The sequence below is a fragment of the Acinetobacter sp. GFQ9D191M genome, assembly GCF_011174875.1.
Classification (GTDB): domain Bacteria; phylum Pseudomonadota; class Gammaproteobacteria; order Pseudomonadales; family Moraxellaceae; genus Acinetobacter.
In genome coordinates this window covers 93,693-115,238 of sequence record NZ_JAALGV010000022.1, presented here as the reverse complement: position 1 = coordinate 115,238, position 21,546 = coordinate 93,693, and the positions used below count along the sequence as shown (strand labels likewise).

General features: G+C 43.0%; 19 protein-coding genes. 13 read left to right on the top strand and 6 right to left on the bottom strand.

Annotated features, from left to right (window positions below; translation table 11 throughout):
• Positions 1–102 precede the first annotated feature (102 nt).
• From G5T77_RS04595 to dnaX, 4 genes are all read left to right on the top strand, one after another.
• Positions 103–957 (top strand): MaoC/PaaZ C-terminal domain-containing protein, encoded by an 855-nt coding sequence (locus tag G5T77_RS04595; RefSeq protein WP_159123195.1) that lies wholly within the window; start codon positions 103–105, stop codon positions 955–957.
• 59 nt (positions 958–1,016) lie between these two features.
• A complete protein-coding gene (locus G5T77_RS04590; protein WP_171521871.1) occupies positions 1,017–2,279 on the top strand; it encodes a serine hydrolase domain-containing protein in 1,263 nt (420 codons plus the stop codon).
• A gap of 83 nt (positions 2,280–2,362) precedes the next feature.
• Positions 2,363–2,806, top strand: a complete 444-nt coding sequence (locus tag G5T77_RS04585) for a copper resistance protein NlpE N-terminal domain-containing protein (RefSeq protein ID WP_166135001.1) — start codon at positions 2,363–2,365, stop codon at positions 2,804–2,806.
• A 411-nt stretch (positions 2,807–3,217) separates the two neighbouring features.
• Positions 3,218–5,308: a DNA polymerase III subunit gamma/tau gene (dnaX, locus tag G5T77_RS04580; protein WP_166134998.1), complete on the top strand. Its 2,091-nt coding sequence runs from the start codon at positions 3,218–3,220 to the stop codon at positions 5,306–5,308.
• Positions 5,309–5,314: 6 nt separating this feature from the next.
• On the opposite strand, the gene G5T77_RS04575 is transcribed toward dnaX, so the two are convergent.
• A complete protein-coding gene (locus G5T77_RS04575; RefSeq protein ID WP_159123193.1) occupies positions 5,315–5,749 on the bottom strand; it encodes a thioesterase family protein in 435 nt (144 codons plus the stop codon).
• 54 nt (positions 5,750–5,803) lie between these two features.
• Positions 5,804–6,961 (bottom strand): iron-containing alcohol dehydrogenase, encoded by a 1,158-nt coding sequence (locus G5T77_RS04570; protein WP_166134994.1) that lies wholly within the window; start codon positions 6,959–6,961, stop codon positions 5,804–5,806.
• Positions 6,962–7,079: 118 nt separating this feature from the next.
• Here G5T77_RS04570 and G5T77_RS04565 point away from each other — a divergent pair, with 118 nt between their 5' ends.
• Genes G5T77_RS04565 through G5T77_RS04550 form a run of 4 tightly spaced genes read left to right on the top strand, consistent with a single transcriptional unit; the run spans position 7,080 to position 10,818 of the window.
• Entirely contained in the window at positions 7,080–7,589 is a 510-nt protein-coding gene (locus G5T77_RS04565; protein ID WP_004783908.1) for a low molecular weight protein-tyrosine-phosphatase, read from the top strand.
• 3 nt (positions 7,590–7,592) lie between these two features.
• Complete coding sequence (gene murB / locus G5T77_RS04560; RefSeq protein ID WP_166134992.1) at positions 7,593–8,630, top strand: UDP-N-acetylmuramate dehydrogenase; 1,038 nt, start codon at positions 7,593–7,595, stop codon at positions 8,628–8,630.
• Positions 8,631–8,635: 5 nt separating this feature from the next.
• On the top strand, positions 8,636–9,775 hold the full coding sequence (locus tag G5T77_RS04555; RefSeq protein ID WP_166134989.1) for a YdcF family protein: 1,140 nt from the start codon (positions 8,636–8,638) through the stop codon (positions 9,773–9,775).
• Entirely contained in the window at positions 9,775–10,818 is a 1,044-nt protein-coding gene (locus tag G5T77_RS04550; protein WP_005236036.1) for an alpha/beta hydrolase, read from the top strand. Before G5T77_RS04555 ends, G5T77_RS04550 begins: the two co-directional genes overlap by 1 nt.
• Before the next feature lie 84 nt (positions 10,819–10,902).
• On the opposite strand, the gene G5T77_RS04545 is transcribed toward G5T77_RS04550, so the two are convergent.
• Positions 10,903–12,573, bottom strand: a complete 1,671-nt coding sequence (locus G5T77_RS04545; protein ID WP_125278993.1) for an FMN-binding glutamate synthase family protein — start codon at positions 12,571–12,573, stop codon at positions 10,903–10,905.
• Positions 12,574–13,033: 460 nt separating this feature from the next.
• Positions 13,034–14,056, bottom strand: a complete 1,023-nt coding sequence (locus tag G5T77_RS04540) for a WYL domain-containing protein (RefSeq protein ID WP_166134987.1) — start codon at positions 14,054–14,056, stop codon at positions 13,034–13,036.
• A 241-nt stretch (positions 14,057–14,297) separates the two neighbouring features.
• On the opposite strand from G5T77_RS04540, the gene G5T77_RS04535 reads away from it, so the two are divergent.
• The 5 genes from G5T77_RS04535 (at position 14,298) to G5T77_RS04515 (ending at position 18,559) form a co-directional block, all read left to right on the top strand.
• Positions 14,298–15,857: a circularly permuted type 2 ATP-grasp protein gene (locus tag G5T77_RS04535; protein ID WP_166134985.1), complete on the top strand. Its 1,560-nt coding sequence runs from the start codon at positions 14,298–14,300 to the stop codon at positions 15,855–15,857.
• A gap of 22 nt (positions 15,858–15,879) precedes the next feature.
• Complete coding sequence (locus G5T77_RS04530) at positions 15,880–16,482, top strand: alpha-E domain-containing protein (RefSeq protein WP_004783892.1); 603 nt, start codon at positions 15,880–15,882, stop codon at positions 16,480–16,482.
• Positions 16,479–17,258 carry a transglutaminase family protein gene (locus G5T77_RS04525; RefSeq protein WP_166134981.1) on the top strand — a complete coding sequence of 260 codons (780 nt, stop codon included), beginning with the start codon at positions 16,479–16,481 and terminating at the stop codon, positions 17,256–17,258. Before G5T77_RS04530 ends, G5T77_RS04525 begins: the two co-directional genes overlap by 4 nt.
• A gap of 20 nt (positions 17,259–17,278) precedes the next feature.
• Positions 17,279–18,013 carry a proteasome-type protease gene (locus G5T77_RS04520; RefSeq protein WP_166134978.1) on the top strand — a complete coding sequence of 245 codons (735 nt, stop codon included), beginning with the start codon at positions 17,279–17,281 and terminating at the stop codon, positions 18,011–18,013.
• Between the two features lie 114 nt (positions 18,014–18,127).
• Entirely contained in the window at positions 18,128–18,559 is a 432-nt protein-coding gene (locus tag G5T77_RS04515) for a BLUF domain-containing protein (RefSeq protein ID WP_166134975.1), read from the top strand.
• Positions 18,560–18,621: 62 nt separating this feature from the next.
• On the opposite strand, the gene alr is transcribed toward G5T77_RS04515, so the two are convergent.
• Positions 18,622–19,692 (bottom strand): alanine racemase, encoded by a 1,071-nt coding sequence (gene alr, locus G5T77_RS04510; protein ID WP_166134973.1) that lies wholly within the window; start codon positions 19,690–19,692, stop codon positions 18,622–18,624.
• Positions 19,693–19,923: 231 nt separating this feature from the next.
• Complete coding sequence (dnaB, locus tag G5T77_RS04505; RefSeq protein ID WP_004783882.1) at positions 19,924–21,363, bottom strand: replicative DNA helicase; 1,440 nt, start codon at positions 21,361–21,363, stop codon at positions 19,924–19,926.
• Between the last annotated feature and the right edge of the window lie 183 nt (positions 21,364–21,546).

The following is a 21,546-nucleotide window of genomic DNA, read 5'->3' as shown; positions in this document are numbered from 1 at the left end:
CCAAGAATTCTCAAAACCTCTCCAGTGCTTCACTTTCATACAATGATTGAAGTATGCTCAGGAGAGGTCACTTTATAAAGATAATATTTCCAAAGGTTCAGTATGAATACGCGCCATTTTAGTCAACTTCCAAAACCTTATTTAGCCTATCCAAAAGTGATTCAAGGCTTGATTTTTAAAAAGCCGAAAGCTGAAAAAGTTCTGCCGCAAGTTGAATATGTGGTGGATTCATTCAAGGTCGATCAGAAACATTTAAAAGCCTATAATGAAGTATGTGGCTTTAAAAATAATGGTTATATTCCAGCTATTTATTTGACCGTGCTATCTCAAAGTCTGCAAATGCACATGATGACCTCGGAAGCATTTCCGTTCCCGATTTTAGGACTGGTACATATCCGTAATCAGGTCAAGCAGTACCGTAAAGTCGGTGTAAATGAGACTTTAACCCTGTCATGCAAATTTGGTGAATTACAGCCACATGACAAAGGCGTTCAGTTTGATTTTATTACCACAGTCAAAGTGGGCAATGAAGTCGTCGTTGAGGCATTAACGACTTATCTTTCACGTCAAAAGACTGATGCTAAAGCTGCTGCAAAATCAGCAGAAAGTAAAGCACCAGACTATAAGCTGAATACTGAATGGAAAATTTCAGAAAATACCGGCCGCCGTTATGCCATGACCTCAGGTGATTTTAACCTGATTCATATTCATGCTGTTACAGCGAAGGCTTTTGGTTTTAAACAGGCAATTGCACATGGTATGTGGAGCAAAGCCAAAGCGCTGGCTAATCTGTCATTGCCAGATGCATATGAAGCCGATGTCTGGTTCAAGTTGCCGATGTACTTACCCTCTAAAGTTGAGTTCCTGACCGCTCAAGCAGCGAATGATACAGATTTCCTGATCCGGAACAGCAAAAACCAGAAGCCGCATGTCACTGGTCATGTAAAAGCAATTTAAATCTAAATCAAAAGCCTAAACTCGATTTAGGCTTTTTTATTTTAAGGGATCAAAATTCTATGGATAGAATGATGCAGCCAATCAAAGATTATCTGTTTGCGGATCAGCATAATTATCAGGGCAATGTGGATGCGCGTTTTCGCGACCTTGCCCGTCAGTTTAGCCGCTTACAGGATGCACGTACTGAACAGGGTGGTGCAGCACTTGTCGTATATTTTCAGGGGCAAAAAGTTGTCGATATCTATACCGGGAAGAAGTCTGCCACAGAAAACTGGCAGCCCGATACCATGTCACTATGCTATTCCACTGGTAAAGGTGTACTAGCAACCCTAGCGCATATTCTGGTCAGTAAAGGTTATCTGGACTATGACAGATCAGTTGCAGAATACTGGCCTGAATTTGCCCAGAAAGGTAAACGGTCGATTACTTTGGCACATATGCTGAGCCATCAAAGTGGTTTGTTTGATATCCGTAATATCATTGATGATGCCACTGAAATGGCTGACTGGTCACACATGCTGGAGCGGATCGCGGCAGCTGAACCACGTTTTCAGACCACGACTGATGCCGCTTATCAACCTTTGACTTTTGGCTGGCAGGTGGGGGGAGTACTGGAAAAGGCAACTGTTAAATCATTAGGCCAATTAATGCAGGAATATTTAGTTCAGCCTCTGCAATTAAATGGTGCCTATTTTAGTGTGCCGCTGGATGAACTGCCTCGAGTTGCGCGACCGATCTTTAAAGCAAAATCTGCATCTCAATCTTCTAAAGGCAAAAGAGTAGTTACACGCAAACCCGGTTTAATGGAGCGTGCTCTGGTCTGGAGTGGTCAGAGTCCACAAGATTTTCAGGATGGCATGATTCCTAAAGGCATGAAGAATTTTAGCTTCTTTAGTGATGAGGGATTACAGGCGATTATTCCTTCAGCTAATGGCGTCTTTACTGCAGACAGTCTGGCAAAAATCTATGCGATGTTGGCCAATCACGGTGCTTGGCAAGGCCAGCAGTTGATTTCACCTCCAGTATTCCAGCGACTAAGCCAGGTGCAATATACCCGTCGTGATCGGGTGATGCCTGTGCCAATGCACTGGCGTCTGGGTTATCACCGTATTTTGACATTGGGTAAAGCCTCTACAGGTTTTGGTCATATGGGCTTTAACGGTTCTGGTGCCTGGTGTGATCCGGAACGCGGTTTAAGTTTTGCCTATACCCATAACTTCCCAACAGGTTCATTAACTGGAGATTACCGTCTTTGGGGGCTGACGCAGGAAACTTTGCGCTGTGCTGATGCGGTATTGACGGGAAGAAAAGGCTGGCGCTAACTGAATATCCTTGATTTGGGAGTTTAGTCAGTCATTTAAAATATGCTATTTTGTGGCAAATTCCAGCGCTGCGAAATGAAACCATGAAAAAAGTAATACTGATTCCCTTAGTGGCAACCGGTGCTTTATTCGGTTGTGAGGATCAAACCCAATCAGCTAAAAATACTATTGTTGAAGCCAAGGCACAGATTCCAGCATGGGCGGGAGAGTATCAGGGTACAACTCCTTGCATGGGCTGCTTGTCCCGTTGTGATGATTGTCCGGGCATGGCTGTCATGCTAACTCTGCACGAAGATCAAACTTATACTTTAGAACGTGAAAGCCTGAGTGGTCATAATGAGGTGGAAACCTTTAGTGGCCCGATTCGTTTCCAAGATGATTCTCATCAGAAAATTGAGCTGGTGAATGTAGCGACTCGTAATTTACTGTATGTTGATTTGGAAGAGCATGTGCTGGAAATCCGTGAAGACAAAAGCGGTAAACGCTACCAGATGCAGAGTGATTTTATTTTAGGGCGATTCGCTTAAACAGATTCAACCCAATCCTTTACAGCCCAATGAAATTCCAACTAATACAGCTCAGATACAACAAGCTGTACCTGCTGCTTCAGCTCCACAACAAAATCAGATAACGCAGCAGGAAAGTGCTCCGGTTGCTCAAGCTGCTGTAGAAGATTTTTCATTTATCTTTGATCAGAAATTTTTATTTCTAAGATTGTATTAATCCGCTCAAATAGAGCGAAAATCAATAGATATTTTATTTTCCAAATATACTAAAAATATCCTGATATTTCAGTCAGGCATAAAAATGGAGCAAACAGCTTCGAGATAGTTGATTTAAATCAGATTGATAGGTCTATCTCTCCAGATCATAACTGATTAATTCATTCACTATTTTATAAAAAAACAGTATGCTTAGACCTGTAAAAAGGAGCATACATGTATCAAGTACTTGCGCGAAAATACCGTCCCCGCAATTTCAACGAATTGGTCGGTCAAAACCATGTTTCACGTGCCTTAACCAGCGCACTGGAGCGTGGCCGTTTGCACCATGCCTATTTGTTTACGGGAACGCGTGGTGTTGGTAAAACCACGATTGCACGTATTTTGGCGAAGTGCTTGAACTGTGAAACCGGTATTACTTCGACTCCTTGTGAGGTATGTCCGACCTGTACCGCCGTCAATGAAGGCCGTTTTATTGACCTGATTGAGATCGATGCGGCATCACGTACCAAAGTTGAAGATACCCGTGAGCTGCTGGACAATGTCCCTTATGCGCCAACTCAGGGTCGTTTCAAGGTCTATCTGATCGATGAAGTACATATGCTGTCCACGCATTCTTTCAATGCTCTATTAAAGACACTGGAAGAACCACCGGAGCATGTCAAATTCCTGTTCGCAACCACAGATCCGCAAAAGCTGCCGATTACTGTTATTTCTCGCTGCCTGCAATTTACTTTGCGTCCATTGGCTGTTGATGAAATTACCGAACATCTGGGCAATATCCTGACGAAAGAAAGCATTCAGGCTGATCAGGATGCGATCTGGCAGATTGCAGAATCAGCACAGGGCTCGCTTCGTGATGCTTTGTCTTTAACGGATCAGGCGATTGCTTATGGTCAGGGGGCTATCCAGCATCAGGATGTCAAAGACATGCTGGGCTTGATCGACCGAACCATCATCTATGATCTGATTCTGGCTATTCATCAGAACCAGAAAGCACGTGTTAGCGAATTATTATTGCAATTCCGTCAGCAGGCGCTGGATGTATCACTGGTATTAGATCAGCTGATTTCTACCCTGCATGAACTGGCTTTATTACAATATCTGCCGGATTTAAGCCTGAAATACAGTGCCGAGATCAATCAAAAGATCATGCAGTTATCGGCTTTGATTTCAGCACAAGATTTGCAGCTGTATTATCAGATCGCCTGTAAAGGTCGTGCTGACCTACAGCTTGCGGTTACGCAGGAGCAAGGCTTTGAGATGACGGTGCTGCGTTTGCTAGCCTTCCGTCCGCTACAGCCCAATGAAATTCCAACTAATACAGCTCAGATACAACAAGCTGTACCTGCTGCTTCAGCTCCACAACAAAATCAGATAAAGCAGCAGGAAAGTGCTCCGGTTGCTCAAGCTGCTGTAGAAGATTTTTCATTAGATGCTGGCTATGAAGACGATCAGGATGATCATCCAGTCACTGCACAGTCTGAACCATCTTCGAATGATTTTCTGGATGAAGACGAGCCAGAAACCAATTCTGAGCCTCAAGTCATACAAGCTGAATCAACTAGAGTAGAACAATCTGAGTCTGATCAGATTGTATTTGATCCAAACCTGGAAGATGGCCTGTTTGGTTTTGACGATGTTCCTGCAGAACCTGTTCCATCCAGCCCTGAAGCCAGCAGTGATGATTTTCTCTTAGAAGAATTCATTCCTGAAAATGATACTGCTGCACCAGTAGAACAAGAATCCGAGTTTAGTCTGGATGCTTTAGCTCCTGAATCAGAACAAGTGATTCATAAAGCAGATGAAAGCCAGCCAGAAATTTCTACTCAGACTGAGGTTGCATCTACTCAGATCGCAAATACGAATGTTTCTACAGACCGTAATCTGATGCCTCAGGATATTCTGCAAATTCCGGTACAGGATATGCAGGGTGAATGGACGGTAGAAAAATGGGAATTCTGGTTCCGTAACAGCCAGTTATCCCCGGCAGTTCAGGAACTGGCTCAGTATGGCATCATGACTGGTCAGATTAATGCAGCATCGGTCTTTCATATTCCAGAGCGTTATCAGCCGCTTTTGTCGCAGCTACAACATCATCTGGAAGCAGCTTTGCGGGAACAATGGCCACAGACCATTTTCCAGGTGAAGTTTGAAGATGTAGAGCAGTTAACGCCATATACCATGCAGCAAGAACGTAAAGTACGCGCTTTTAAACGCGCAGAAGAGCTGCTGCATGCTGAACCGGCTGTACGTGACTTGCTGGAACAGTTTGATGGTGAATTGCACAATATTCAGCTGAAATAAAATATTTTAGACTGAGACAAAACGTGCTAAAGCATCCCGCATTTCAGTTGGAATCGGGGTGCTTTTTCGTGTGTAGCGATCGACAAACACATGTACAAAACTGCCTTGAGCGGCTGCCGTATCAGAATTCATTTTGAAGATTGCCAGATCATAGCTGAGAGAACTATTCCCCATTTTTTCTATGGCGACACCTACCTCAATAATTTCCGGATAAGACAGTTCCTGATTGAACTGGCATTGCGAGCTGACCACCAGTCCAATCATTGGAGAATATTTGGGATCAAATGCGGCTTCCTGAATCAAAAGGGCATTCGCGGCCGTATCAAAATAGCTGTAATAAGTGACATTATTGACATGGCCATACAGGTCATTGTCCGCCCAACGAGTCTGTATCGGCAGAAAAAATGAATAATGTTCGCGTTGTTTAAGAGCTGCTTTCATATTTTTAAATAACTTGTAGTGGCTAGATCTGCTGAGTCGAAAATAATCCTAAATCTAATAAATCGCCTGATAAATGTTGTAAGCATCTTCCAGAGTAAGTTCACGTGGATTGTTCTGTAACAGGCGGCTCTGTTTCATGGCATCTTCGGCCATGATCATTAGCATATGTTCAGGAATTCCTAACTGTTTAAGTTTCAGGGTTAAGCCACTTTTCACCAGATGATTATTAAAATGATCGATAAACAGGTCAGTCAGGCCATCGTGACAGCCTTTGCTTTGTGGATCTAACCAGCACATCAGTTCGGCATAGAGCGATTTGGCATCCGGCGTATTAAATTTCATCACCTCAGTTAATACCAGTGCATTACTATGTCCATGCGAAATATGGAAATGTCCACCTAATGGATAAGCCAAAGCATGCACTGCACCTACTGGTGCATTGGCAAAAGCTTGACCTGCTAGCATCGAGCCGACCAGCATGTTTTGACGTGCGTCCAGATCCTGACCATCATCTAGCACACGTTGAAGATTGGCATTTAACAGTTTTAAGGCATGCTTGGCCAGCATATCGGAATAGGGATTTTTTTTGATTTTAGAAGTATAAGCTTCAATGGCATGGACCATGGCATCAATGCCGGTCGCAGCAGTAATTAAGGGCGGCAGATTTTGGGTAAAGGTTGCATCCAGAATGGCAGTATCTGCAAACAGGATCGGTGCCACAATTCCGGTTTTGGTAGTTTCACCTGTAGTGACAATTGAAATCGGAGTAACTTCAGATCCTGTACCTGCAGTGGTAGGAACCAAAATCAAGGGCAAACGGGGGCCAGTAGCCTGATTTACGCCATACAGATCAGACAAAGATTGGTGCTGTGCCGGATGACTCAAGATTGCGATCAGCTTGGCGACATCCATAGAGCTGCCACCACCAAAGCCAATCACGATATCGACATTTTCCTGTTTGGCAAAATCTGCTGCTTCAAGCACTACATGCTCAGGTGGATCGGCCTGTACATCGGAATAAATTGCATAATCCAGTCCCGCATCTTCAATAATTTCCAGAATAGGCAGGTGTAATTGATGCTGTAGCATGCCTGGATCAGTGACTAGTAAAACACGCTGATAACGGCCCTGTTTGAGAATAGAGGATAATTCCTGAATCGTGCCGAGGCCGGCGATGATGTTGGGAACGGTTTGAAACTGAAATCGATTCATGTCTTTATCCTTTAATTTTTATCGCAAATACAAAATTATTATGGGGCGGTGATATAGGATTCATCAGGTAAATAACTTAACATAAGTATCTTGAAAATGATTAACTCTGAGGTTGTTTATGTCATCCAGAACGCCATATAAGGTGTTATGTGTTTGTTTGGGAAATATTTGTCGTTCTCCCACGGCAGAAGTGGTACTCAGACATTATTGTGATGAACAGAAACTCGATATTGTGGTCGACTCAGCAGGAACCAGTAATTACCATCCGGGGAAAGCACCTGATTTGCGTAGCCAGCAACATGCCTTAAAACGGGGTTATGATCTTTCTGGCCTGCGTGCGCGTCAACTCAAAACCCATGATTTTATTGATTATGATCTGATTCTAGCGATGGATCTGGAAAATCTGGCAGATATTCAGGCGCTCCAGCATCAGGCAGAGGCAGAATTCGGACGCCTGCGTGCCCAGGTTGCTTTAATGAGTGAACATGATCAGCACTATCCAAAACAGGCTTTGCCAGATCCATATTATGGCGGGGCAGATGGTTTTGAGCGTGTCCTGAACCAATGTGAGTCCAGCAGTCGGGCCTGGGTAGAAATTTTTAAACAACATCAAACAGAAAAGGTTTAAGTCATGCAGATTCAGACTCAGGTTCAACTTAAACCTTTTAATACGCTAAATCTCGAAGTGATTGCCGCTTACTACAGCCGGATCCAATCAACTGATGATCTGATTGCTGCACTGGAGTTTGCTGAGCAGCAACAACTGAATGTGCTGATTCTTTCTGGCGGTAGCAATATGTTATTGCCGGAACAGATTGATGCTCTCGTCCTGCATATGGATATCCAGGGCATTGAAATGCTAGAAGGAAATGAGCAGCATCAATGTCTGCGGGTAGGTGGGGGCCAAGTTTGGCATGACTTCGTACTCTGGACGACAGAACAGAAACTCTATGGTCTACAGAATCTGGCCCTGATTCCCGGACTGGTCGGCGCATCTCCAGTGCAGAATATTGGGGCATATGGTGTCGAAGTCGGCGAATTTATTCATGCGGTAGAGGTCTATGACCGTAAGCTGAAAAAATTTGATTCCATTCCTGCTTCAGACTGTCATTTTTCCTATCGTCATAGTATTTTTAAAGATGATCCAACACGTTATGTGATTACACACGTTACTTTTAAATTACTAAAACAGGCAAATCTGAAACTGAATTATGGTGATCTTAAAGCAGCGGTGGGTGATAATCTCACAGCAGAAAACTTGCAGCAGCAGGTGATCCGGATTCGTCAGAGCAAACTGCCTGATCCTAAAGAATTTCCAAACGTGGGAAGTTTCTTTAAAAATCCTATCGTAAATCAACAGGTTTTTGACCGAATTGCTGTGCATTTTTCTAATTTGCCCCATTATCCACAGGCCAATGATCAGGTTAAAATGGCGGCAGGCTGGCTGATTGATCAGGCAGGCTGGAAGGGGAAACAGCTTGGACCAGTTGGCATGTTCCATAAACAGGCACTGGTTCTGGTGAACTATGGTCATGCTTCTCTGACGGATGTCCGTCAAGCCTATGGCGCAGTACAGCAGGCTGTCTGGGACAAATTCAAGATTATGCTCGAACCTGAACCGGTATTATTTGATTGTAAAGGCTTAATTCGATCTCATCAGGATAAATAACGTATATGAAAAACACCCATTGGATGGTCCGTTTAGTACAAATCGTCGCAGGACTGTTTGTATTTTTCGGCTGTCTGGTGATGTTGATCTATTCGCCATTTTATTCGCAGCTTGTGGTTAAGGGACTCAATCGATTTGTGTCCTTTGAAATTAACGAAGTTGCAGCACAAAGCCAGAAAATGGCTTCCTTGAGTGAAGATGATACGCTCGAACCAGGTTCTGATCAGTGGATTGCCCGTCAGGCTTATTTGCGTGTGATGGAGCAGGATATCCAGCAAAATCATTCTGCCAATCTGATGCTGATTCAGGCACGCTACAAGGTACTGCAACAGATGATTGAAGAACATCAGCGTGAACAGCAGGAAGAAAAAGCAGAACAGAACCAGCCTGCACAAGTGCCTTTATTGTCCCAGCAAGAACCTGTGGAAGCCGTTGACCCGACTCAGAAGGTCCGCGAACTGCTGGAATGGGACAGTAATGAAAACAAGGAACGGATTGAACAATATGTTGAATTCTTAACGACTCATCCTCTGGAAGATGAAGAAGCGAGTGCCGTACAGGTCACAGCGAAAGAGGAAATCAAGGAAGATCTGGCTTTACTGCAGGAACAGCAGCAACAGAAACCGGTCAATCAGTCTAAACCTTATGCCATTGTGGTCTTAGGTGGTGGTTTAACTTTACATGAAAATGGTAAGGATATTGTGGTCAATGACTATACGCGTTTGCGTCTGGAAACCACACTCGCAGTTGAAAAACAGTATCAGTTACCGATCGTATTGAGTGGTGTGGAAGCGCCGTATATGCAGCGCTGGTTACAAAATTACAATGTCGATGCCAAATTGCTTGAAGACCGCAGCATGAATACCTGTGAAAATACCCGTTTCAGCTCGTTATTATTGCAAAAAAAAGGTGGGGCACCGACTGTGATTCTGATTACCGACCGTTATCATATGCCGCGTACCCGTCGTCTGTTTGCACTGAATGGTATTCAAACGATTCCAGTGGAAGCACCGATGCCGAAGTCCTTGACCCGTTGGCGTCCAAGTCGACAAAATTATGATCATAGTCGCCGTGCCAATTATGAAATGCTGGCCACTATCCGCGATATGTGGTTTGGCTCCAGTGACTGTCGGGAGGTGCCTTAATGTCTGATATTCCGTTTTTAAATCCGACCATCCTGAAACAGCTGGATTTACCTGTGCCAAGCAGGGAAACAACGCCACAGCTTTTACAGCCCTTAAACTTGAATAGGGATGACCAGCCGACTATTGATCTGCTGTCTTATCGCAGACTATATGGTTTCGATTTGCTGGATTGCAAGCATTGGCAGGGCTATGTACAGATGCCGCTGTTTAAACTGCATGTGCAAGTATTTACACCTAATCTAGAAAATACCCGTTTTGACAAGATTCAGGGAACGGCCTTTCTGTTACATGGATATCTGGAACATAGCGGAATTTATCAGCCGATCGTACGTGAGTTGCTGGAACAGGGCTTTAGCGTCCTGACTTATGACCTGCCGGGGCATGGTCTCAGCGATGGTTCATCTGCCAGTATACAGAATTTTGACCATTACCAGCAGGTTTTGCATGCGGTATATCGTTATGTGAAGCATGCAGAGCAGTTACCGAAACCATGGGTTGGTATTGGACAAAGTACTGGTGGTGCGATCTGGATGCATCATTTGCTCGAATTTGCAGAACGACGTGAAAATCCGTTTGTAGATCGCGTGCTGTTATTGTCACCGTTGATTCGTCCGGCTAAAACTGCCTGGTGGCATAATCCGCTCGGACTCGGCATTATCAGCCGGATCAAGCGTGAAGTACCACGTCATTTCCGTCGTAATAACCATAATCCTGAATTTCTGCGTTTTATCCGCCTCAAAGATCCTTTGCAACCCCGCATGATGGGCATGGACTGGATTCTGGCGATGTCACGCTGGATGCTGGAAATGGAAGCACGTCCAGCTTGCCGAATCCCTGTCTGGTTAGCTCAAGGTGCTCAGGATCAGACAGTGGACTGGCGTTATAATATTGAATTTATCCGTCGCAAGTTCCGCCTGCAAACTTTGTTAATGCTGGAAGAAGGTTCACATCAATTGATTAATGAACGCGCGGATATCCGTGCAGCACTCACAGGTTTAATTCCAGCCTTTTTACATGCGCATGGCAGTAAGACCTATTATTAGACTGTGACACTCTCAATTAAAAAAAGGCGTTTTAGTAAACGCCTTTTTCTTTTCTAACTCGATTAAATTTCACTTATTCTAAGTCTAAAAACTTTCCAATTTGGCCATATTCCACATACGGAAATAGAAATTTTCCTCATCTTTATTTTCGCAATGTAATAATTCACCTTCTTTAAGCCAGAAATGAATCTGGGCAAAGTTCTTGATTTCATGATTGCTGATTCGCTGTGCCAGATGATGCGGTTTAATAGCAGAAGGATGTTTTAAACCTGCTGAAGCGATTAGCTCAGACAGGGCATGCATTGTATTTTTATGGAAATAAAATACTCGCTCGGCCTTAGTCGGGACATGCAGGGCTTTTTGACGCTCTTTATCCTGAGTAGTGACTCCCACAGGGCATTGATTGGTATGACAACTTTGAGCCTGAATACATCCGACTGCAAACATGAATCCGCGCGCTGAATTAACCCAGTCAGCTCCAAGTGCCATGGTACTAGCAATATCAAAGGCACTGATAATTTTCCCGCTTGCACCAATTTTAATCTTGTCTCTCAATCCTGCACCGACCAAGGTATTGTGCACAAACAAAAGACCTTCTCTTAAAGGAGTACCCATATAGTCAATCAATTCAATTGGTGCAGCACCGGTACCGCCCTCAGATCCATCTACCACAATAAAATCAGGATAAATTTTGGTATGTAGCATGGCTTTCACCATACTCATAAATTGCCAAGGTTGACCCAGACAAAGCTTGAATCCGACTGGCTTACCTTCAGAAAGCTCACGTAGTTGTTGAATGAAATTCATCATTTCAATCGGGGTTTTAAACGCCGGATGTCCAGAAGGTGAGACACAGTCATGTTCACGGCTAATCCCGCGAATCTGAGCAATTTCTTCTGAAATCTTGGCTTTAGGTAAAATCCCCCCATGTCCAGGCTTGGCACCTTGTGAAAGCTTGATTTCAATCATCTTTACCTGAGGAAGTTTGGCTTTTTCAGCAAATTTCACCGGATCAAACTGACCCTCTAAGGTCCGACAACCAAAATAGCCGCTACCAATTTCCCAGACAATGTCACCGCCATGTTCCAGATGATAAGGGCTGATACTACCTTCACCTGTATCATGAAAGAATTTGCCTTTTTGCGCACCAAGATTCAAAGCCCGAACCGCATTGGCACTTAAACTCCCGAAACTCATAGCCGAGATATTCAAAATTGAAGAAGAATAAGGCTGCGTACACTGCTCATTGCCGATCAGAATGCGGAAGGTTTCTGGATCAGCAGGTCGGCAAGGAGTGAGAGAGTGGCTAATAAACTTATAATTTTCTTCATAGACATTCATGATTGAGCCGAAAGGCTTATCTGAATTTTCATTTTTGGCCCGTTGATACACCAGACTGCGCTGCATACGTGAAAATGGCAAAGCATCCCGATCCGCTTCAATAAAATACTGACGAATTTCAGGACGGAATTCTTCAAAGATAAAGCGGAAATGACCCATAATCGGGTAATTTTTTAAGATTGAATGTCTGTTTTGCAAGACATCATATAGGCCTAGCAGGCTCAGCAGAATACTGACAATCCATAAGGTATTCACCAAAGTTGCTGGCATAAAATAATAAATATAGCGCGGTTCATAACCGATATGAAAAATCGTAAAAATAACGGCGATGGTGATGCAGGCAAACCAGACCGAATGCCGTGAAAAGAAAGTATTAAGTAATTTGTGTCGTACTAATTGCGCAGGGTTAGCCATTATGAAATTAAATCCCTATTTCCACTACGATAGCGTTTAATAATGTGCAGAGCTGCCTGGCTTATACAAGCATAGAATTGTTTTTTAATTTTATAAGCTTGCTGAAAATGGAATGATGGTGGTTATACCTGACTTTAAGATAGATAATAAATTTTCCAAATAATCTTCTATGGAAAAATTGTGCAAAAGGCATACATTCTTTTTATTTCAAAAACAGGCTTAAGCGCTCTATAGTGATTTTTATCCCCACAGCAGGAGTGTAAATTATGACAAAAAAATCGATCCGTTTTAATAATGCAGAGCTGGCTTGCTCATGTTATCAGACTCTTTAATTTCTAATGTGACACATCCGGTCTGTTTTCTGGGGCAAGAGGAAAGCAGACCGGCTCAGTAACAGATCACCAGAGCAATAATAAAAATAAAATGATAAATTGATCAGGTCCCCAAAATGGGGACTTTTTTATTCTTTGGAAGAGACTGAATCAGTTTCATTCACTTGGTAAACAGCATCTGCCACTATTTTTGGTTCGATATTTTTGATTTTATTGCCAAAACTTCGTAACCACCAAACCAGTTGTGAGGTAAAAGGCACAGTTGCGCTAATCAGGGCTATGCCATTTTCAATTTTTTCAATTTTTTGATCTTTGCTGAGCTGACTTTCTTCAAAATAGTGCGCATCAGATTCAGGCATGCTCAGTTGAAGCAATACATTTTCCGTTGGCTGGTTAAAATCGACCCGGAATCCTAAAGCGCCAGATTCAATATATTCATCAATATCAAAATTTACCGGGTGTAGGGCACGAGAATTCAGCACCTCTGCTGATTTAAAACGGTGCAGGGCAAAGGTCTGAATATCCGATTTATCATGACGGGTACAGACCAGATAGATAATTGAACCTTTTTGCACTAATGCCAGCGGATTTAAAATATAGGTTTTCTCTTCGCCATTATGACCACGACCCTGATAAACACATTCCAGCTGTTTGTCCTGTAACAGGCCTTCGTAAATCGCCTGTTGGGCCGTTTTATCAACGACAGGCGGAATAAGCGGTTGGGTAGCTGGCACGATTCTGACCCGGTTAATCCATTGTCGTACGTTATTTTGTGAAGACAGGCTGCGTCGAGCCAGATCAAACCAGGGATTCATTTCTTCAATCAGACTAGGTGGCAGTAGGTGTTTGAGATGTTCTTCCACCATCATAAAAGTCACCGCCTGTGAACTGGTCATATGCGGCAAGCTTTGAATAGGGGCATCTGAACGCCAGCGCCAGCCCTGGGGCGTGGTTTTACTGCTCTCAATCGGAAAACGCTGGGCAATCTGATTCAGGTCACGCTGAATGGTGCGTAAACTGATCTCGATCCCTTCGCGATTCAGGATTTCCTGGAGTTCACGGGTTCCCATCCATTTGCCGGTAGAAAGACGCGACAAGATTTGCCATTGGCGGTAAAGGCTATTGGAGGTTTCTTTTTCTTGTGCTGACATAATGTATTTTTACTGGCAATCAGTGGAAACAAATTAAATATGAGCTTACCACAATAAGAAATCTGGATTTTTTTCGCAAGTTATTCTGCGCAACAATTGTCCTACAATCCGTAAACATCTTGGTGAAAAATGATATTGAGTGAATAGGCACTTTGCTGGGTTAATACAGACTTCGAAACGGATGTCATGGCATGGATATTGCTCTGATTTTATTATAATAGATTACAATGACGAGGTTTGTATGCTAAAAGAAAGCCAGGATACAAATACTATTACAACAGTAGAAAATCATACTGCAGCAGATTTAAGCAAAAATTTTACAGATACTACAGCACTCAATATTTCAATTAAGCATAGTCCGCATTTTTTATACCAAGAGATTTCCTCGAAATTTTTCAATGAAATGCGTGATCATCAGGTAATAAACAGTCAGGCAGGTCAACGAATTGAAGAATGGCTGTCACAGCATACACTAGATGAATTGAATCAGCTAAATGAAGTAGCAAAAGAACATTTTCTTTATGACGGTATTACGTTTACCGTATACGGCGATGAGCAGGGCACTGAGAGGACTATTCCGTTTGATGTAATTCCACGGGTGATTGCCCGTAAACAGTGGAATATGGTGGCACTCGGTTCAGCACAGCGTGTTCGTGCCTTAAACCTGTTTCTGCATGATATTTATCATCAGCAGGATATTCTCAAAGCCAATATTGTTCCTGAACTTCAGGTACTGACCCATGAAGCGTATCAGCCGCATATGTATCAGCATCATTTGAAAGGCAGTATCTATAGCCAGATTAGCGGGATTGATATTATCCGGGATTCCAAAGGCGAATTTTATGTACTGGAAGATAACCTGAGAACGCCGTCTGGTGTGTCCTATATGCTGGAATGCCGCAAGATCAGCCAGAAGTTAATGCCAAAAGTCTTTGAGCAATCCAATATTGCCGGTATTGAGCAATATCCAAAACTCTTAAGAGAAATTCTGGCGGAAAATGCTTATACCGATAATCCATTCATTGTGGTTTTGACCCCGGGTCGTTTCAATAACGCTTACTATGAACACGCTTGTCTTGCAAGGGAGATGGATGTGCCTTTAGTGACATCACGTGATCTTTTTGTTGAAAACTCGAAGGTTTATGTAAAAACGATACGTGGGCGTCAACAGGTTGATGTTATTTATAGAAGGGTCGACGACGCCTATCTTGATCCACTGTGCTTTAAACCAGACAGTACTTTGGGTGTTCCGGGCTTAATGTCCGCATATTTACAGCACAATGTTGTAATTGCAAATGCCCCGGGTACAGGTGTGGCAGATGATAAATCGATTTATCCTTATGTCGATAAAATGATTCATTTTTATTTGGGTGAAAAACCGATTTTAAATAATGTTCCAACCTACCAATGCCGTAATCCGGAAGATCTGGACTATGTGTTGACAAATTTGCATCAGCTGGTCGTCAAGGAAGCACAAGGTTCTGGCGGTTACGGCATGCTGATTGGACCCCAAGCCTCTCAACAGCATATTGATATTTTTAGAGATAAGATTTTAGCTGCGCCGCATTTATACATTGCGCAGCCAACTTTGGATTTGTCGGTCAGTCCGACTTTAAGCAATTTTGGTATTGCTGAACGACATATTGATCTGCGTCCTTTTGTCTTGAGCTCACCTTACCGCACTGAAATTGTGCCAGGTGGTCTGACCCGGGTAGCCATGCAGGCAGGCTCACTGGTGGTCAACTCATCGCAAGGTGGCGGGATCAAAGATACCTGGGTAGTCGACAACTTACATTCATAACATTCCAAAGAAGGATAACGTCATGGTTTTGTTAAATACCAATGCGCAACATATTTTTTGGTTAGGCCGTTATTTATCTCGTACCCAGTTTTTATGTTCGCATTTTCCATTTTTAGATGATGAAGCCGCTGTGGCTTATGCACATGCTTTCTGTTTGCCTGCGTTTGATGCCAGTTCATTAAATGAGCTGGTTCTGGATAGTACCCAGCCGACTTCATTTACCCAGCAGTTTCAGGTGGCAAAAGACAATATTCAGGAATTGCGTGGTGTATTGTCTGGCAAAGCCTATTCCGAATTGCTGAAACTGATTAAAACTGCGGATCAGAATGCCGGTTATATCTGCGATGTCGTGACAGATTGTGCTGAAATTCTGGAAGCAGAATCATCAGATGTATTTCTGTTTTTCAGTCTGGGCCAATGTCTGGAACAGCTTGATCAGCAGTTACGTCTCGGTGAGGATACGACCCGTACCTTATGTAAAATTGATTATATTGTGGATACGCTCTGTGAGATTGGCTGGGGCAGTGTAAAGCAATACTGGACACAGTTACGTGCTGCACCTGATCTGAAGCAGTTTTATCAGTTTAGTGATCATATTCATCGCTTGTTCGAGGCTGATGTATGAAATTGATGGTGAATCACCAAACGCAATACACGTACACAGCCGAGGTGAGGAACAGTATTCAGTACATCAAAATGATGCCTTCCACCAATGAACATCAGAAAGTGCATTATTGGGATGTCAGTGTACCGGGTCAGAAAGTGATTCGGCATGATGCCTTTCAGAATCTCTGGATGACCAGTACACAGCGTGAATCCTATCATAGCCTGATGATCATGGCACAAGGCATCGTTGAGCTAAATCTCGCGCATGAGCAGGGCTTAAATGATTCCTTAAATCCATATCTATTTTTACAGCCGACTGAAGCAACAAAATGCAATGCAGAGATGAAGGATTTTGCAGAGCAGCATGTTCCAGCACTAACTCGTAAACATTTAATCAGCTTGGCCCAAGCCGTACTCGAACACGTTCCTTATATATCAAATAGTACTACGGTACAGGGTTCTGCGATTGATGCTTTTGAAGCACGTCAGGGCGTCTGTCAGGATCACAGTCATATTTTTATCGCCATGTGTAAACATTTAGGTTTACCATCACGTTATATATCAGGTTATCTTTATGCACAGAATGCCTCACATCTGGCGAGTCATGCTTGGGCTGAGGTATTTATTGAACAGGCATGGTACTGTTTTGATGTGAGTAATCTGTTATTTACGCCTAGTGCGCATGTCTATGTTGCGGTGGGGCGCGACTATTGGGATGTTGCACCAGTACGTGGTGTAAGAGAAGAAGGCGGTGTGGAATCCATGTATTCCATCGTCCAGGTACTAGGATGTTAATTCATTAATAAGGACAAAAAATGACGTATTGTTGTGCCCTTCGTTTAGAGCAAGGTATGCTATTTATCAGTGATACACGTACCAATGCTGGTGTGGATCACATTTCGGTATTTCGAAAATTATATACCTTTGGGGTAGATGGGGAACGCGTTATCGTACTCCAGGCCTCCGGAAACCTGGCAACAACACAGGCAGTGATTGGACATATCAGAAATCAGTTAGAACTCAAGCAGGAACCGAATATCCTGAGTTTGCCAACCATGTTTGATGTTGCAGAACTGGTAGGCAATACGCTTAAAAAAGTAATTGCCAATGTGACTGATGATAGTTTAGAACAAAGTACTTACTATTGTAATTTCCTGGTCGGCGGCCAGATTAAAAATCAGGAAATGCAGCTCTATCATATCTACCCGCAAGGCAATTTTATTTGCGCGACACGAGATACGCCATATTTCCAGATTGGTGAAAGTAAATACGGTAAGCCGATTCTGGATCGTGCCCTGACCTATGATATGCCACTCGATGAGGCATTACGTTGTTCTCTGATTTCTTTTGCTTCTACCTTACGTTCAAATGTATCTGTCGGTATGCCGCTAGATGTACTCGTCTATAAAAAAGACAGCTTGATGATGCCGAAAGGGAAACGTATTGCTGAAGACGATGAGTATTTTACGGATATTAGCCGGCAATGGTCAGAAACTTTAAAGAAAGGCCTGGCGGAATTACCCACACCATCGAATGACTATTTCTTATAAGATTTATAGAAATAAAAATAAGTATTTCTTATAAAAATTAGTAAAAATTGACTGCTTAGTGTACAGTGCTAACTTCTATACGATATTGCATAGATAAGAATAGAGGTTAGCCGCATGTACCAATTTTGTTACGCCAGTGAAAGTACCTCGTCCAAAGCCGACTTACTTCAAGATTTAACGGATATCCTTAAAGAAGCACGTGATTTTAATCATCCTAATCAAATAACAGGGGTGCTTCATTTTGCTGATGGACATTTTTTCCAGTGCCTGGAAGGGGAATGTCTAGTTTTAAAAGCTTTACTGACAGAGAGACTGTTTAAAGATCCACGCCATAAAAATATTAAACTATTTGAAACCAAAGAGATTGAGCAGCGTACTTTTGGCGACTGGTCGATGAAATATATTTCTAAACGCAGTTCCATTCAACAATTCTGCCAAGAGATGGGGTTTGAATTTTTTACGCCTAATGATTTTAACCAGGAACAAGTAGATGCTTTATTACTTGAACTGTCATTAATCGAAAATGAAGAGCAAAAATTAGCTTAAATACTGACCGTATAAAAAAGCCCAATTTATATTGGGCTTCATTATTTTTGGCTAGTTTTTCTTTAAACCAGTTTGCGTACCGGGCGGGCAGACATACGGCAAAGTAATTCATAACCAATGGTGCCATTGGCTTCAGCTACATCATCAACCAGACGGGATTTGCCCCATAGTTCGACTTCAGTACCTAATTCCAGATTGAGACCAGTTGCATCAATGGCAATCATGTCCATTGCCACACGGCCAATCACACGGGTTTGCTGACCATTAATCGCTACATGGTTCTGTTTTGGGAAAGCACGTGGATAACCGTCACCATAACCGATAGAAACAATGGCCAAGGTCATGTCTTGGTCAGCAGTGAAAGTAGAGCCATAGCCAACCTGTTCGCCAGCTTTGATATTGTTCAGTGCAATCACTTCAGCAGTGAAGGTCATTACTGGTTTCAAGTCCAGATCATGCACGGTTTTGTCGGCAAATGGGGTTGCGCCATAGAGCATGATGCCCGGGCGGACAAAGTCAAAATGCAATTCTGGATATTTATAGATCGCAGCTGAGTTACAGCAAGAACCCATTAAAGGTGCGCAGTCATTTTTCACTTCAAGGAACTGCTGGATTTGCTGTTCATTGAGAGGATGTTCCGCATCAGCATTGGCAAAGTGCATCGCCAGCACGCAGGTAAAACCTTCTGCTTTTAATTGATTGATCACATCTTTAATCACATCAATTTTAAAACCAAGACGGTTCATACCGCTGTTGAGTTTTACCCAAACTTTTAGGCCTTTCGCAATATAGGCTTCTTTATTTGCCAGTAACCAGTCCAGTTGTGGCTGATGATGCACAATGACTTCAATATTCTGATCGATCACAACCTGCATTTCATCTGCAGAGAAAATGCCTTCGATTAGGGTAATGGGTTGCTGGTAGCCGAGTTCACGAATTTCCAGGGCTTCTTCCAGACAGGCGACACCAAAGGCATCACTATCTTTTAAGGCTGCTAAGCAGTCTTTAATTCCATGTCCGTAAGCATTGGCTTTGACCATGCTGACGATTTTAGCGGTTGGGGCAAGTTGTTTGACACGGTTTAAATTATATTGCAGTGCTTCACTGTCAATATAAACTGTAGCTTGGCGCACCCTAGATACTCCTGCGGGATGACAAAAATAATATCGTGTGGAACACACAAAACAGGGAGAGAAATAACAGGATTGTGAAAACAAAAGCGGTCATTTCAAAATTGTGAATATTGTAGACCTATCTACTATAAATGGACATGCTCATTTATATAATTTCATGCACAGCAAGCATTCTAAATAAAAAAGAGACCATTTCGGCCTCTTTTCTACACTCAGATCAAACTTGAATACTTACTCTTCATCATCATACTGGGCATAGAACTCAGGAGAGAGGTTACTGAAACGGGTATATTGACCTTCAAATGCCAGACGTACGGTACCAATTGGACCATTACGCTGTTTACCGATAATAATCTCGGCAGTGCCGGCTTCTTTAGATTCCTTGTTATAAACCTCGTCACGGTAAATAAACATGATCAAGTCGGCATCCTGTTCGATCGCACCAGATTCACGAAGGTCAGACATCACCGGGCGTTTGTTGGGACGGTTTTCTAGAGAACGGTTCAACTGTGATAAGGCAATGACTGGACATTGCATCTCTTTGGCCAAGGCTTTTAAGCTTCGAGAAATTTCCGAGATCTCGCCTACACGGTTATCACCCATACCCGGTACTTTCATCAATTGAAGATAATCGACCATGATACAACCGAGCTTACCGCCATGCATTTTGGCAATACGACGCGCACGCGCACGAACCTCAGTCGGTGGTAGTGCAGAGGAATCATCGATATAAAGATGCTTTTCCTGTAAATGCACAATGGTACTAGTCACTTTTGACCATTCATCGCTGTCCATTTTACCAGCACGTAAGTGACCTTGATGCACCCGGCCGAAAGAGGAAATCAAACGCATCGCAATCGAATCCGCTGGCATTTCCATCGAATAGACCAGTGCAGGGAGGTTGTTGTTAAACAGCACGCTTTCGACCAGGTTCATGGCAAAGGTGGTTTTACCCATAGAAGGACGGGCTGCGACAATAATCAGGTCGCCAGCCTGCATACCGGAAGTTTTGTTGTCTAGTTCCACGAAACCGGTGGTCAGACCGGTAATTGAACCTTCTAATTGGGACAGTTCATTCAACTTGTCGAACACGTCAGCTACAACGGTATTAATCGCTTTTGGACCTTGAGCCTTGGCATTGTTATTATGTTGTTCGGCAATCGAGAAAATATTAGTTTCAGCCAGATCCAGAATTTCACTCACCGGACGGCCTTTAGTGTCATAGGCATTCTGTAAAATTTCAGAGCTGACCTTGATCATGCTACGTAAAGTAGAGAACTCTTTAATTTTTCCGGCATAGGTTTCCAGGTTATAGAAACTTGAAGGCGAGTCAGCCATTAGCTGCATCAAATATTCTTCACCACCGACCGCATCGAGTAAGTTCTGCTTGATCAGCCAGTCATGAACCAGTACTGCATCATAAGGCGAGTTTTCTTTAGAAAGCTGTTCAATGGCACGGAAGATATATTTATGCCGGGTCGCATAAAAATCATTTTCGGTAAGTACATCGCCGACTTGTTCAAAAGATTCAGCCACAGTCATAAGGGCAGCAAGTACAGCCTGTTCAATCGCTAAATTGTGCGGGGGAGTACGGAACTCCTTAAGTTGGGTATCAGCAACAATTTCTGGTTTAGCGGTAGGTGCCTTTTTGCTGGCATTCGCCTGTGACATATAAATCCCTGATTTTAAATACAATGGTTAAATATTGTCGGAGATGAATAAGGTTTATTCACTACGAGATGAAATGATACGCGGTCTGATCCAAAATGCGAAGTGCAATTTTTTGTGAACGCGAAGAATAAATTGAATTTTCTACTGTTGAGCAGATTATATTTTTTAGAGATAAAAAAAGAG